We start from the raw sequence: 12,679 nt of genomic DNA on the forward strand, positions 1-12,679 counted from the left end.
GGGCGCCGCCGTACTGCGGACCAGATGTGGCGCGCGTCTCGCGTCAGGCGGGCACGAACTTCAGCGCCACCCCATTGTTGCAATAGCGTAGGCCGGTAGGGCGCGGGCCGTCCTTGAACACATGGCCCTGGTGGCCGAGGCAGCGAGCGCAGTGGTACTCGGTGCGAGGCATGCCGATCTTGAAGTCGGTCTTCTCGCCCAGGGCGCCGTCGATATAGGTGTGGAAGCTCGGCCAGCCGGTGCCGCTGTCATACTTCCAGTCCGACTTGAACAACGGCAGTTCGCACCCGGCGCAGACGAAGGTCCCCTTGCGCTTTTCGCGGTCCAGAGGGCTGGAGCCGGCCCGCTCTGTGCCTTCGCGACGCAGGACCTGATAGGCGGCCGGCGACAGGCGGCTCTTCCACTGGGCGTCGGTCAGCTTGCGCCAGGAGGAATTGGCATGGGCGTCGGCGGCCTGGGCCTGCGATCCGCCGCTGCAGGCGGCCAGCGCGCTGGCGCCCAGCAGGAAGCCCCGACGATGAAAGGCGTGCATGAGGTTCATGCCTCATCATACGTGGGAAATCGGGCCCTGGATGAGGCCGCGATGATTAGGCGGAGACGACCGCCTGGATCCCGCTCAACAGGGTGGCCGCCGTGATCGGCTTGGCCACATGGATGTCCGCGCCAGCCGCCAAAGCCTCGTTCTGGTGCTCCACCATGGCGTTGGCGCTCAGCATGACGATAGGCGTCGGCGCCGACCCCCGCTCGACCTCCAGGGCCCGGATGGCGCGGGTCGCGGCCAGGCCGTCCATGTGCGGCATCTGCATGTCCATCAGGACGACATCGAAGGCGCCCGAGGCGAAGGCCGACACCGCCTGAAGACCATCCTCGACGGTCAACAGCTCCACGGCCTGGCTGGCCAGGATCAACTGGACCACCCGCTGGTTGGTGGGGTGATCCTCGGCCAGCAGCACCCGCAGCGGCCGCGCACAGGTTGGCCCCGAATCCGCCGGCCTCGGGCGCGCGCCCTCGCCTTCCGGCAGAGCCTCGGCCCGCGGCAGGGGAAGGGAGACCATGAAGCGGCTTCCCTGCCCCGGTTGCGACATCGCCGAGATCTCTCCGCCCATCAGGTCGGTGAGGGCGCGGCAGATCGAAAGACCCAGGCCCGTGCCGCCAAACCGACGGCTGATCGTGGCGTCGGCCTGGCTGAAGCGGTCAAAGAGCCGCGCCGCCTGGTCGGCGTCGAAGCCGACCCCGGTGTCCTCGACCTCGAAGGTCACGCAATCGCCATTCGGCGTCTCGATCCGCCCGATCCGCAGGGTGACCTGGCCTTGCTCCGTGAACTTCACCGCATTGGACAGTAGATTGTTGACGATCTGGCCGATGCGCGTCGCGTCGCCGAGAAAACGTCCCTTGGCGACCGCGTCGTGTTCGACCTTCAGAGTAAGGCCCTTGTCATCCACCCGGTGGCGGGTGACCTCGATATAGGGGCGCAGGGCCTCGTCCAGGTCGAAAGGCTGGGGCTCCAACTCGAGCTGGCCCGCCTCGATCTTGGAGACGATCAGGAAGTCCGACACCAGCCGCTCAAGGATCACCCCGGAATCCCGGACGAGGCCGACCATTTCGGCCTGCTCGGGGCTCAGGGGGGTCCGCGCCAGGGCGTCGATAATGCCGATCACACCATTGAGGGGCGTCCGCACCTCGTGGCTCATATTGGCGAGGAAATCGGTCTTGGCCCGGCTGGCCGCCTCAGCCGCCGCCTTGGCCTCGCGCAGTTCGCGCTCGGCGGCGACCCGCTCGGTCACGTCCCGGGCGACGCCATAGATGCGATCGCCGAACCGCTGGGCGCGCCATTCCAGGGTGCGATACCCGCCATTGCGGTGCCGATAGCGGTTGATGAACCCCAGGACGGGATCGCCGGGCCGGCGCAGCTCCACCTCGGTGACGCTGTTGTGGGTGCCGGGAAGGTCGTCAGGATGGACCAGGCGCAGCAGAGGCAGGCCTTCCATATCCTCGGGGTCGTGACCAAGGGTGGTCTGCCAGGAGCGGCTGGCCTTGAGCACACGCCCGTCGAGGTCGCGGATCACCAGCAGGTCGAGGGACACCTCGAAGAAGGTCCCCATATCGAGATCCCACCCATCCCGGCCCCGGGCCGGCGCGTCGCCCTGCGGATCGACGAATGACGCATGGGTCATGGGCGAGAGATCCTTATAAGCGTCGAACGACGACCCCGGCAGATTTAGGCGGGCGAAGTTAAGCTCTGATTGCGGGCGCGGGGAGAAGCGGCGGCGGGAGGGACAGAATCGACATCAGTCGCGCCGAATTCTGCATATCCCTAGGGGCGACTCAATCCTTCCCCCTCATCCAGGCCAAGCATCAGGTTCAGGTTCTGCACAGCGGCGCCGGAGGCGCCCTTCCCCAGATTGTCCAGCACCGCCAGCAGGCGGGCCTGGCCCTTGGCCTCGTCGCCGAACACGTAGAGCCGCAGGCCGTTCGTGCCGTTCAGCGCCTCTGGGTCCAGGGCCTCCACATAGCCGCCGGCGCCCGCCCGCGCCTGGCTGAGCTGGGCCGTCTCCAGGTCGGTCGCCACCTCGACGAAGGCCTCGCCGGCATAGGCTTCCGATAGGGCGGCGCGCAGATCCGCCGCCGCCGGACGCCCGGCCAGCGCCCACAGGGCCACGGGGACCTCGACGATCATCCCCTGGGCGTAGCGGCCCACCGCCGGCGAAAAGATCGGCGGATGAGCAAGACCCGTATAGGCGACCATCTCCGGCAGATGCTTGTGCGCCATGGTCAGACCATAGGGCCGGAAGGCGTCGGCCGATGACGGGGGCGGCCCCTGCTCGAACTCTTCGATCAGCCCCTTGCCGCCGCCGGAATAGCCCGAAACCCCATGGACGCTGAGCGCGGCCTCGGCCGGGATCAGGCCCGCCCGCACCAGGGGCGCCACCAGGGCGATGAAACCGGTGGACCAGCAGCCGGGATTGGTCACCCGCTTGGAGGCGGCGATGGCGCCGCGATGGCTCGGCGCCAGTTCCGGAAAGCCGAACACCCAGCCCGGCGCCGTCCGGTGCGCCGTAGAGGGGTCGATCACCCGAACATCGGGGTTTTCGATCATCGCCACGGCCTCCCGCGCCCCCTCGTCGGGCAGGCAGAGAATCGCCACGTCAACGCTGTTGAGCAACTCGGCCCGGGCTGTGGGGTCCTTGCGCCGCGCCGGATCGATCGACACCACCTCCAGGTCGCGCCGGTCGGCGAGACGCTGGCGGATCTGCAGGCCCGTGGTGCCGGCCTCGCCGTCGATGAAGATCCTGTGGGCCATGGTCGTCTCCCATAAACGATAAACAAGAACTGGGGGCGATGAAGAAGAACTGGGACGATGGACAAGAAAAAGGGCGCTCCGGTCTCCCGAAGCGCCCCCTTTCGCATACGCGGTGTTCGCGCGCGATTAGCGCTTCGAGAACTGGAAGCTACGGCGGGCCTTGGCCTTGCCGTACTTCTTACGCTCAACAACGCGGGAGTCGCGGGTCAGGAAGCCGTGCGGCTTCAGCACCGGACGCAGGCCCGGCTCATAATAGGTCAGCGCCTTGGCGATGCCGTGGCGAACCGCGCCGGCCTGACCCGAAAGGCCAGAGCCCTTCACGGTCACGATGACGTCGAACTGGCCCAGGCGGTCGGCGATCTCCAGCGGCTGGGCGAACAACATGCGCAGCACGGGTCCCGCAAACTAGACTTCCTCGGTGCGGCCGTTGATGGAGATCACGCCCATGCCGGGCTTGATCCACACGCGGGCCACGGCGTTCTTGCGCTTGCCGGTGGCGTAGGCGCGGCCGTACTGGTCGATGACCGGTTCGCGCGGCGCGGATTCGGGGTTGGAAGAGAGGCTTTGCAGGGCCTCGAAACCTTGGGTCTCGGACATGGGCCTCAGGCGCTCCGCACGTTCTTGGCGTTCATCTCGGCGAACGCGATGGTCTCGGGGTTCTGGGCGGCGTGCGGATGCTCAGCGCTCGTATAGATGCGCAGGTGAGTCATCTGCTTGCGGGCCAGGGGGCTTTCCTTGGGGAGCATGCGCTCCACGGCCTTTTCCAGGATGCGCTCGGGGAACTTGCCGCCGAGGATCTTGTCCGCGGTCCGTTCCTTGATGCCGCCCGGGTGGCCGGTGTGCCAGTAATAGACCTTGTCGGTCAGCTTCTTGCCGGTGAACTTCACCTTGTCGGCGTTGACGATGACGACGAAGTCGCCGCAATCGACGTGCGGGGTGTAGTCGGGCCGATGCTTGCCGCGAAGACGCATGGCGATGAACGAGGCGAGGCGGCCGACCACGGCGTTCTCAGCATCGATCACGATCCACTTCTTCTCGACCTCGGCGGGCTTCAAAGAAGCCGTGGTCTTCATCATGGGGACGATCCGTAAGTTGCGACGGCGGCAAGGCGCCGGCGACGTGAGGCGCGGCATGTACGGGTCGCACGCCACCTTGTCAACACGAATGGCCCGGAAAGCCTTATAAAACACGGCCTGCGGGCTGCTGGTATCATATTACCGCGAAAGACTGACGGCGGCTATCGCGCCTGCAAGCCCTGCTGCTCCAGCCGCCATTTGAACTGGTCGAAGCGGTCCTGACCAAAGAAGGGCTCGCCGTTGAAGGCGATCATTGGCACCCCGTAGTGGCCGGCCTGGCGCTGCGCCGCCTGATTGGCCTCGACGACGGCGTCGAGGCGGGCCGATTCAGCGTCGACGGCGCTGGCCAGCTCTTCGGGATCGAGGCCGGCGCGTTCGGCGGCCCGGGCCAGGTGGTCGCCCTGGTGCCAGTTCTCCACCTCGCCGCTCCAGATCAACCGGCTGACCTCGGTCAGATAGGCCAGGCCCCGCCCCCGCTCGGCCGCGGCGACGCCCATCTGGGTCAGGCGATGGATGTGCGGCTGTTCCTTGGGATAGGTGCGCGTGGCCATGTCCATCAAGACCGGGTCCGGGCGCGGCCAGGCGAACGGCAGGCCCAGGAAGGCCGCCTCCCGGTGAATGTCCGCGAGGAAATAGCTGAACCAGAGGGGGTCCCGGGTCTCGAAGAATTCCGGTGTGCGAACGGCCAGGGGATAGACCGGGCGGATGTTCCCCTTCACGTCGAAGGCCGCCTCCAGGGCCATCAGCCGCGGTGTGATCATGTAGGAATAGGGCGAGCGGAAGGACCAGTAGAGGTCGTAGGTCAGGGTCATAGGCATCCCTTTTGGCCGCAAAGCCGTCGCGGCCTTCGTTATTTTGGCATGATAACTGTCACTTCGTCTTCATCCAAGACCCCAGCGTTCGTCATCGCCTCGCCATGGCTTTGTCGTATGATGCGGCGACACAGATGCCTGATCACGGATTCCCCATGCCCCTTCACCGTCGCGCCCTGCTAGGCGCCGCTGCGGCCGGCGCCGCCTTTTCGGGCTACGCGATGCGCGCCAAGGCTCAGACCGCGGCCGCCCAGGCTGCCGGCGAAACCTATCTCAACGAGGTCCATGGCTATGGCCCGCTGATCCCCGATCCCTACAAGATCCTCGATCTGCCCGAGGGCTTTTCCTACCGGGTGATCTCCCACGCCGGCCAGACGATGGATGACGGGTTTTTCGTCCCCTACAAGGCCGACGGCATGGCCGCCATTCCAGTCGGCGGCTCGAAGATCGCCCTGCTGCGCAATCATGAGCTCAATGCCCGGGACCTGAACTATGGCCCCACGGGGCCGGGCCGTAAGCTGATCGACAAGCTGAAGCCCGAGCAGGCCTACGATGTCGGCCCCGACGGCTACCCCCTGCCCGGCGGCGTCACCACCCTGATCTACGACCTGAAGAGCCAGCGGCTGGAGAGCCAGCATCTCAGCCTGACCGGAACCCTGATCAACTGCGCGGGCGGGGCGACGCCCTGGGGCTCGTGGCTGTCCTGCGAAGAAACCACCCTCTCGGCCCAGGCGGGCCTCGGCAAGTCGCACGGCTGGGTCTTCGAGGTCCCGGCCACGGCCAAGGGACTGGTCGATCCCGTCCCGCTCACGGCCATGGGCCGTTTCCAGCATGAGGCCGCCGCCGTCGATCCCGGGACCGGGGTGATCTACGAGACCGAGGACTCCTTCGACTCCAAGGGCCTGTTCTACCGCTTCCTGCCCCATGACCGGCGCAACCCGGCCAAGGGCGGGCGGCTGCAGGCCCTGGGCTTCCGCAACGCCCCCGAAGGCGGCGACGCCCGCAACATGAAGGGCTCGGAGCCCACCTGGCGGGTCGGCGAGAGCCGCGACTGCGTCTGGATCGATGTCGAGGGCTCGGACAATCCGCACGAGGATCTGCGCCTGCGCATGCAGGCGGCCGGGGCGGCCTTCATCGGCCGCGGCGAAGGCATCTTCTGGAGCCCGGAGGGGGTCTATTTCACCTGCACGTCCAGCGGCCCGGCCGGCCATGGTCAGGTGCTGCGCTACATCCCCAGCCCCCACGAAGGCCAGGCCGGCGAGGCCGACGCGCCCGGACGGCTGGAGCTGTTCGTCGAGCCGACCGATTCCCGGGTCATGGACTTCGCCGACAACCTGGCCATCTCGCCCTGGGGGCACATGTTCGCCTGCGAGGACCGCTATTCGGAGACCCTGCGCAACCACCTGAAGGGCATCACCCCCGATGGCCGGGTCTATACGATCGCCCGCAACGTCTTCGAGGGGAACGCCGAACTGGCCGGCGCCTGCTTCTCGCCCGACGGGTCGACCTGCTTCGTCAACATCTACTGGCCGGGCCTGACCCTGGCGATCACCGGCCCCTGGAACAGCTTCCGGGTCTAGACCCGGCGGATCCGCCAGGCGAAGGCCGTCGCCAGCCCCAGGACCACGGCGGCCATCAGCTGATGCAACATGCCGAGCCACAGGGGCACGGCCAGGATCAGGGTGGCGATCCCCAGGACGGCCTGCAGCAGGGTGGCGTGGGTGGTGGCCATCATCAGCCGCTTGGCCGGCGGCGGCACATAGTTGGTCCGCCGGGCGCTGATCGCCATCCAGATGACGGCGAGGGTCAGGGCATAGCCGCCAAGCCGGTGGTGCAACTGCACCGCGCCCTGGCTGTGGGCCAGGGTGCCCCATAGCCCGTCACCCGCATAGTCCCGGGGGAAGAGCGTGCCGTTCATCAGCGGCCAATCGTTATAGACAAGGCCGGCGTCGTTTCCGGCCACCAGGGCCCCCAGCAGGATCTGCAGGAAGATCAGGCCCATCAGGCCCAGGGCGAGCGCGCTCCAGGGGCTGGGCAAGGGCTGCCGCGCCTCCCCACGCCAGGCGTCCAGGGCTGTCCATATGAGGGCGGCGAACAGGATGAAGGCCAGGCCCAGATGGACCATCAGGCGCTCGGGCGCCACCGAGACCCGATCGGCCAGTCCGCTGGCCACCATCCACCACCCGATCGCGCCCTGCAGGCCGCCCAGCGCCAGAAGGCCGACGCATCGCAGGATTAGGCGCTTGGGAATCTCCCGCCGGACCAGGAAGTAGACGAACGGCAGGGCGTAGACGAGGCCCACCAGCCGCCCGAGGAACCGGTGCGCCCACTCCCACCAATAGATGGTCTTGAACTCAGCCAGGGTCATGCCCCGGTTCACCAGCTGGTACTGGGGAATCTCCTGGTATTTGGCGAATTCGGCGTTCCAGTGCGCGTCGGACATCGGCGGCAGGGCGCCGGTGACGGGCTTCCATTCGGTGATGGAGAGGCCGGAGTCGGTCAGGCGAGTCGCCCCGCCAACCACCACCATCGCAAGGACGAGGGCGGCCACGATGGAGAGCCAGAGGGCGACCGGCGTCGACCGGTCCGAGCGCAGGAACGAGGTCATTACGGCGAGATCGCGCCTCTTTTGGGTTTAAGTTGGGCCATGGGCTAAAGCACGGGATCATTTCCGTCCATGCCTTGCCGCGCTTGCCTGCCGATTGGGAACTCCCCAAGCTTAACCGCATTCATCGGGGGCGGCGATTTCGGCCGCATTCTGGGAGGCAATCAACCATGAGCGGCGTCGGAATTCTTACCGCGATCATCATCGGCATCTTCGCCGGCTGGATCGCCGAAAAGATCATGAAGCGAGACCACGGGCTCTTCACCAACCTGCTGGTGGGTCTGGTCGGCGCCCTGATCGGCGGCTTCATCGCCAACCTGATCGACTTCCCCTTCGATGGCTTTATCGGCAGCCTGATCGTCTCGACCATCGGCGCCGTCCTGCTTCTGGCTATTCTGGGCCTCATCCGCCGGAAGTGACACGCCCCCGGCGCGCGCCCTATAGGGAGGGGCGCGCCGGATCGGCGCGAGGTTCGAGGGGGCTTTCCATGGGCGCGCGCCAACGCAAGCTGATCGGCATGTTCGCCATCCTCGCCTTCGTGGCCGCCTATGCCGTGGCCGCCGTCGCCATAGGCGAGCGCCTGCCCGACCACATCGCCATCCAGGCCCTGTTCTACGGAGTCGTCGGACTGGCCTGGGGCGTGCCGATCCTGCCGCTCATCTCGTGGATGAACCGCGGCCGCTGAGGCGAGGCCGCGCCGCAGGCGGCGAAAAATCTCAAGTGATGCTTGTTTCGACCCCGCCGTATCAGGCGATGGTCGGAGCGGCGGGATTCGAACCCACGACCCCTTGACCCCCAGTCAAGTGCGCTACCAGGCTGCGCTACGCTCCGTCGCCAGCGGCGAGGTCGCGTCTTATAGGCGGGCGCCTGCGGCCCGGCAACCCGCAAAGTCAGGCCTGTTGGTCGCCGTCCCCAAGCAGTCGATCCAGCCGCGCCTTGGCCGCTTCGAGGTCTTGCAGAACGAGCGCCAGACGGTCGCGGATTTCAGAGTCCGCGAGGGTCTCATCGGGCGCCTCTCCGCCGAGATCGGCCCCCGATTCGGCCAGCAGCCGACGCAGGCCCTGGTCCTTGTGGAGCTTCTGGACGCCTTTGATCGTGTAGCCTTCATCGTGCAGCAGCCGCCGCACGCCCTGCAGGACGGCAATGTCCTGGGGCCGGTAGAACCGGCGCCCGCCAGCCCGCTTCATGGGGCGGATGAACGAGAACTTGGTCTCCCAGAACCGCAGCACGTGCTGGGGCACGTCCAGCTCCTCAGCCGCTTCCGAAATGGTCCGGAAGGCCTCGGGGCCCTTGGCCACGGCCTAGTCTTCCTCTGCGAGCGCCTTGTCGACCCTCGCCTTCATCACCTGGGATGCGCGGAAGCCGATCACCCGGCGCGGCTCGATGGCCGCCGGCTCGCCGGTCTTGGGGTTGCGGCCCATGCGCGCGCGCTTGGCGCGGACCTGGAAGACGCCGAAGCCGGATAGCTTGACCTGTTCACCGGCCTCGAGGGCCTGGATCATCAGCTCCAGCGTGCGTTCGACGAGCGTAGCGCAGTCCTGCCGAGACAGTCCGACCTCGTCGTGCACCGCCTCGCAAAGATCAGCTCGCGTCAGAGTCGAGCCCTTCATGCGTACCCCGCCCCCGGACAAATCAACTGGTCCCGTCATGCCGTGATTGTCGGGCAAGGTCAAAGGGTTCCGGTCCAGTTCTGCGCCCAGACTCAGAAGCGCAGCACGCAGGCGCCCCAGGTCAGGCCACCGCCCATGGCCTCCAGCAACAGAAGGTCGCCGGGTTTGATGCGGCCATCGGCCACGGCGACGGCCATGGCGAGTGGGATGGAGGCCGCCGAGGTGTTGGCGTGATCAGCCACCGTCGTGACCACCTTGGACTCCGGAATGCCCAGGCGCCGCGCCACCCCTTCCAGGATCCGCATATTGGCCTGGTGGGGGACGAACCAGTCCACCGTGGCGACCTCGATCCCGGCGTCGGCCGCGGCGGCCGTGACCGCTTCGGAGATGTTGACCACGGCGTGGCGGAACACCTGGTTGCCCTGCATCCGCAGCTTGCCCACCTCGCCGTTGGTCGAGGGGCCGCCGTCCACATAGAGCAGGTCCTGCTTGGTCCCGTCGGCGCGGAGCGCAAAGCCCAGCAGGCCGCGATCCTCAGTGGTCCCCGCCCCGGCCACCGGTTCCAGGACGACGGCGCCGGCCCCGTCGCCGAACAGCACGCAGGTGCCGCGGTCGGTCCAGTCCATCAGCCGGGTCATGGTCTCGGCCCCGATCACCAGGGCGCACCTGGACCGCCCATGGGCCACGAAGCCATCAGCCACCGACAGGGCGTAGACGAAGCCCGAGCAGACCGCCTGGATGTCAAAAGCTATGCCCACCGGGCAGCCCAGCTTGCGCTGGACGATGGCCGCGGTCGCCGGGAAGGTCAGGTCCGGGGTCGTGGTGGCGACGATGATCAGGTCGATATCGTCCGGCGTGCGGCCGGCCGCCGCCAGGGCCTTGCGCGCGGCTTCCACGGCCAGGTCTGAAACGGCCTGGTCGGGCGCGGCGCGATGGCGCTGCCGGATCCCCGTCCGTTCGCGGATCCATTCGTCGCTGGTGTCGACAAAGCGGGACAGATCGTCATTGGTGACGACGTCGTCGGGCAGATAGCCGCCCACACCGGTCACAGCGCTGCGAAGCACGGAACTCACTCACTCGCCTCCCTGGCCCGCGGGCGGCGGCGGACTGGCGCCGAAGCCGAGACGGGTCATGCTTCGCGTGATCTCGGCCACAAAATCGTTGCGCGCCAGATCCGCGGCCACCTGAATTGCGTCGGCGAAGTCGCGAATCTCGGCTCCGCCATGGCTCTTGACCACCACACCATTGAGGCCAAGCAGGGGCGCTGCGGCCGGCGGGCTGAGCTTTTCGCGGAAGGCCAGCAGCGCCTTGCGCGCCATCATCGCCCCGAGCTTGGACGGCAGGCTCGACATCAGGGCCGTGCGCAGCTCGCTGGTGATGAACTTGGCCACACCCTCGGCCGTCTTCAGGGCCACATTGCCGGTGAAGCCGTCGGTGACGACCACGTCAACCACGCCGCGCGTCAGGTCGTCCCCCTCGATGAAGCCGTAATAGTTCAGGCCGAACCCGCCTTCGCGCAGCATGCGGTGGGCCTCGCGGACCTCCTCATGGCCCTTGATGTCCTCAGAGCCGACGTTCAACAGGCCGATGCTGGGGCGCTCCACCCCATGGGCGGCGCGGTGGAAGGCCTCGCCGAGGATGGCGAACTCCACCAGCCGCGCGGCGTCGCAGTCCACATTGGCGCCGACGTCCAGCACCGTGGTGAAGCCCGAGACGGTGGGCCAGCTGGCGGTCAGACAGGGGCGCTCCAGATCGGCGCTCATCCGCAGCACGAGCTTGGAGATCGCCATCAAGGCGCCGGTATTGCCGGCCGAGACGGCCCCCTGGGCCTCGCCGATCTTCACCGATTCGACGGCGTTCCACATGCTCGAGCCCTTGCCCCGGCGCAGGGCCGTGGCGGGCTTTTCATCGCTGGCCACCACCTTGTCGGTGTGGCGCACCTCGACCTTGCCGGCCAGCTTCGGCAGGCAGGCCAGTTCTGGCTCAATGAGGGCGGCGTCCCCATGGGCGAGGAAGGAAAGCCCCTCCCCCATCTTGGCCGCGGCATGGGCCAGGGCCGGAATGGTGACGGCCGGGCCGTGGTCGCCGCCCATGGCGTCGATGGATATGGTGACCGATTGGCTCACGACGTGAATTCAGCCCCTGTTCGCCGCAGGTCCGCGGCGTTGTGCCCGGCGCATGGCCGAGGATCACCCATTGTCGTCCTTCAGCCGCTTAAGCACGGCGAAGGGCGAGTCGTCATCCTGCGGCGGCGCGTAATCGAAGGTTTCCCCCGGCAGTCGGGGGAAGGGGTCGATCTCGACGGCCAGGTGTTCGACCACATAGGCGGCCAGGTCGACGGTGTCGCCTTCGAGAATTTCAGGCGGATCGGGCGATTCGGGATCAAGTTCGATCTCGACTTCCGGGTCGGGCGCATTGGGGCTGCCCGCAGGCACGAGACGAACCTCGATCGGCCCCTCGACCGTCTGGTCGAAGACCTCAAGGGAAAGACCCGATTCCTGTTCGACCACGGCCTGGAACCGGCCGCCGATCTCCACGCCGTCCAGCCAGGTGCGCAGGCGCAGATCTGCGCTGAGGCTCTTGATCGCGCGCACGCCGAGCTGCGGCGCAAGCGCCTTGAGGATCGCCGCGTCCGGCTCCAGCCGCAGAGTGACCGGCCCCCGGGCCAGGGCGCCCATCTTGAACGGGTGGGTCCAGGCCTCGGTCACGGCGCCACCCAGGCGACGTCGCCGGCGAGGAAGGCCTCCAGGGGCTGGTCGGCCAGGCCCTGACGCTGGCGCAGCACATAGGCCACCATCGAGGCCGTGGGGGCCTCTGCAGCCTCGGCATAGACCGTGCGCCCAAGCAGGGCCGCCAGAGGCTCGTCGTCCGGCAGGGCCGCCAGGGCGGTCTCATACGACTTCACCCGGCCGTAGAAGGCCTCGCCCAGCTTGCGCATCTTCTTGCCGACCGACAGGTCGCCGACGCCCATCTCGCGCAGGGCGTCGTCCAGGGCCGAGACATAGGCGTCGAACAGGGCCTGAGCGGTGTCGGCGGCGGCCTCGCCCTGGCGCTTCAGACGATCCAGCAGCAGGACCACATGCAGGGAATAGAGTTCGAACCGGCCCTCGACCGTGTCGGGCGCCCCCAGGCGGCTGTAGAATTCGGGCTGGCGGGCCTGAAACACGACCTCGGCATAGAGCTTCTGCCCCGCGACCTTTGCGGGTTTTGGACGAAAGAGACGCTCCAGGATCATCTTGGCCTCGATTTCGCCGCCACAGGGCGTTAACGGCGGC

General features: G+C 67.5%; 15 protein-coding genes, 1 tRNA gene and 1 pseudogene. 3 read left to right on the forward strand and 14 right to left on the reverse strand.

The window, feature by feature from the left end; translation table 11 throughout:
* Positions 1-43: 43 nt before the first annotated feature.
* From msrB to Q7S93_RS03655, 6 genes and pseudogenes are all read right to left on the reverse strand, one after another.
* Positions 44-541, reverse strand: coding sequence for a peptide-methionine (R)-S-oxide reductase MsrB (gene msrB / locus Q7S93_RS03630; protein ID WP_304712223.1), 498 nt, complete (start codon positions 539-541; stop codon positions 44-46).
* Between the two features lie 46 nt (positions 542-587).
* On the reverse strand, positions 588-2,174 hold the full coding sequence (locus Q7S93_RS03635) for an ATP-binding protein (RefSeq protein WP_304712225.1): 1,587 nt from the start codon (positions 2,172-2,174) through the stop codon (positions 588-590).
* Positions 2,175-2,314: 140 nt separating this feature from the next.
* Complete coding sequence (gene argC / locus Q7S93_RS03640; RefSeq protein ID WP_304712227.1) at positions 2,315-3,301, reverse strand: N-acetyl-gamma-glutamyl-phosphate reductase; 987 nt, start codon at positions 3,299-3,301, stop codon at positions 2,315-2,317.
* Positions 3,302-3,427: 126 nt separating this feature from the next.
* Positions 3,428-3,898, reverse strand: a pseudogene (gene rpsI, locus Q7S93_RS03645) (30S ribosomal protein S9).
* Between the two features lie 5 nt (positions 3,899-3,903).
* Positions 3,904-4,377, reverse strand: a complete 474-nt coding sequence (gene rplM / locus Q7S93_RS03650; RefSeq protein ID WP_304712229.1) for a 50S ribosomal protein L13 — start codon at positions 4,375-4,377, stop codon at positions 3,904-3,906.
* A gap of 161 nt (positions 4,378-4,538) precedes the next feature.
* Positions 4,539-5,189, reverse strand: coding sequence for a 2-hydroxychromene-2-carboxylate isomerase (locus Q7S93_RS03655; RefSeq protein ID WP_304712230.1), 651 nt, complete (start codon positions 5,187-5,189; stop codon positions 4,539-4,541).
* Positions 5,190-5,344: 155 nt separating this feature from the next.
* Here Q7S93_RS03655 and Q7S93_RS03660 point away from each other — a divergent pair, with 155 nt between their 5' ends.
* Positions 5,345-6,769 carry an alkaline phosphatase PhoX gene (locus Q7S93_RS03660; protein WP_304712232.1) on the forward strand — a complete coding sequence of 475 codons (1,425 nt, stop codon included), beginning with the start codon at positions 5,345-5,347 and terminating at the stop codon, positions 6,767-6,769.
* Here the strand turns inward: Q7S93_RS03660 and Q7S93_RS03665 are convergent.
* The gene (locus tag Q7S93_RS03665; protein ID WP_304712234.1) at positions 6,766-7,797 is read right to left on the reverse strand and encodes a COX15/CtaA family protein; all 1,032 of its coding nucleotides are present in this window, start codon (positions 7,795-7,797) and stop codon (positions 6,766-6,768) included. The two genes, Q7S93_RS03660 and Q7S93_RS03665, sit on opposite strands and share 4 nt — an antisense overlap.
* A 167-nt stretch (positions 7,798-7,964) precedes the next feature.
* Here Q7S93_RS03665 and Q7S93_RS03670 point away from each other — a divergent pair, with 167 nt between their 5' ends.
* Positions 7,965-8,213 (forward strand): GlsB/YeaQ/YmgE family stress response membrane protein, encoded by a 249-nt coding sequence (locus Q7S93_RS03670; RefSeq protein WP_304712236.1) that lies wholly within the window; start codon positions 7,965-7,967, stop codon positions 8,211-8,213.
* Positions 8,214-8,281: 68 nt separating this feature from the next.
* Positions 8,282-8,479 carry a DUF2842 domain-containing protein gene (locus tag Q7S93_RS03675; RefSeq protein WP_304712238.1) on the forward strand — a complete coding sequence of 66 codons (198 nt, stop codon included), beginning with the start codon at positions 8,282-8,284 and terminating at the stop codon, positions 8,477-8,479.
* Between the two features lie 69 nt (positions 8,480-8,548).
* Here the strand turns inward: Q7S93_RS03675 and Q7S93_RS03680 are convergent.
* From Q7S93_RS03680 to Q7S93_RS03710, 7 genes are all read right to left on the reverse strand, one after another.
* Positions 8,549-8,625, reverse strand: a tRNA-Pro gene (locus tag Q7S93_RS03680).
* 59 nt (positions 8,626-8,684) lie between these two features.
* On the reverse strand, positions 8,685-9,092 hold the full coding sequence (locus Q7S93_RS03685) for a MerR family transcriptional regulator (RefSeq protein WP_304712240.1): 408 nt from the start codon (positions 9,090-9,092) through the stop codon (positions 8,685-8,687).
* A 3-nt stretch (positions 9,093-9,095) separates the two neighbouring features.
* Positions 9,096-9,404 (reverse strand): integration host factor subunit alpha, encoded by a 309-nt coding sequence (locus Q7S93_RS03690; RefSeq protein WP_300578845.1) that lies wholly within the window; start codon positions 9,402-9,404, stop codon positions 9,096-9,098.
* Between the two features lie 92 nt (positions 9,405-9,496).
* Positions 9,497-10,477: a beta-ketoacyl-ACP synthase III gene (locus tag Q7S93_RS03695; RefSeq protein ID WP_304712241.1), complete on the reverse strand. Its 981-nt coding sequence runs from the start codon at positions 10,475-10,477 to the stop codon at positions 9,497-9,499.
* Positions 10,478-11,530 carry a phosphate acyltransferase PlsX gene (plsX, locus tag Q7S93_RS03700; protein WP_304712242.1) on the reverse strand — a complete coding sequence of 351 codons (1,053 nt, stop codon included), beginning with the start codon at positions 11,528-11,530 and terminating at the stop codon, positions 10,478-10,480. It abuts the gene before it with no gap.
* 63 nt (positions 11,531-11,593) lie between these two features.
* Positions 11,594-12,112 (reverse strand): YceD family protein, encoded by a 519-nt coding sequence (locus tag Q7S93_RS03705; RefSeq protein ID WP_304712243.1) that lies wholly within the window; start codon positions 12,110-12,112, stop codon positions 11,594-11,596.
* Entirely contained in the window at positions 12,109-12,639 is a 531-nt protein-coding gene (locus Q7S93_RS03710) for a ubiquinol-cytochrome C chaperone family protein (protein ID WP_304712244.1), read from the reverse strand. Before Q7S93_RS03710 ends, Q7S93_RS03705 begins: the two co-directional genes overlap by 4 nt.
* Positions 12,640-12,679: the final 40 nt, after the last annotated feature.

Origin of the sequence: Phenylobacterium sp. (assembly GCF_030646615.1) — a bacterium.
In the GTDB taxonomy this organism is placed as follows: Bacteria; Pseudomonadota; Alphaproteobacteria; order Caulobacterales; family Caulobacteraceae; genus Phenylobacterium.

Coding starts and splice junctions, on each gene's coding strand:
- rplM (WP_304712229.1), bottom strand. CDS start 4,377: ATGATGAAGACCACGGCTTCTTTGAAGCCCGCCGAGGTCGAGAAGAAG.
- msrB (WP_304712223.1), bottom strand. CDS start 541: ATGAACCTCATGCACGCCTTTCATCGTCGGGGCTTCCTGCTGGGCGCC.
- argC (WP_304712227.1), bottom strand. CDS start 3,301: ATGGCCCACAGGATCTTCATCGACGGCGAGGCCGGCACCACGGGCCTG.
- Q7S93_RS03670 (WP_304712236.1), top strand. CDS start 7,965: ATGAGCGGCGTCGGAATTCTTACCGCGATCATCATCGGCATCTTCGCC.
- Q7S93_RS03655 (WP_304712230.1), bottom strand. CDS start 5,189: ATGACCCTGACCTACGACCTCTACTGGTCCTTCCGCTCGCCCTATTCC.
- Q7S93_RS03675 (WP_304712238.1), top strand. CDS start 8,282: ATGGGCGCGCGCCAACGCAAGCTGATCGGCATGTTCGCCATCCTCGCC.
- Q7S93_RS03710 (WP_304712244.1), bottom strand. CDS start 12,639: ATGATCCTGGAGCGTCTCTTTCGTCCAAAACCCGCAAAGGTCGCGGGG.
- Q7S93_RS03635 (WP_304712225.1), bottom strand. CDS start 2,174: ATGACCCATGCGTCATTCGTCGATCCGCAGGGCGACGCGCCGGCCCGG.
- Q7S93_RS03690 (WP_300578845.1), bottom strand. CDS start 9,404: ATGAAGGGCTCGACTCTGACGCGAGCTGATCTTTGCGAGGCGGTGCAC.
- Q7S93_RS03665 (WP_304712234.1), bottom strand. CDS start 7,797: ATGACCTCGTTCCTGCGCTCGGACCGGTCGACGCCGGTCGCCCTCTGG.
- Q7S93_RS03660 (WP_304712232.1), top strand. CDS start 5,345: ATGCCCCTTCACCGTCGCGCCCTGCTAGGCGCCGCTGCGGCCGGCGCC.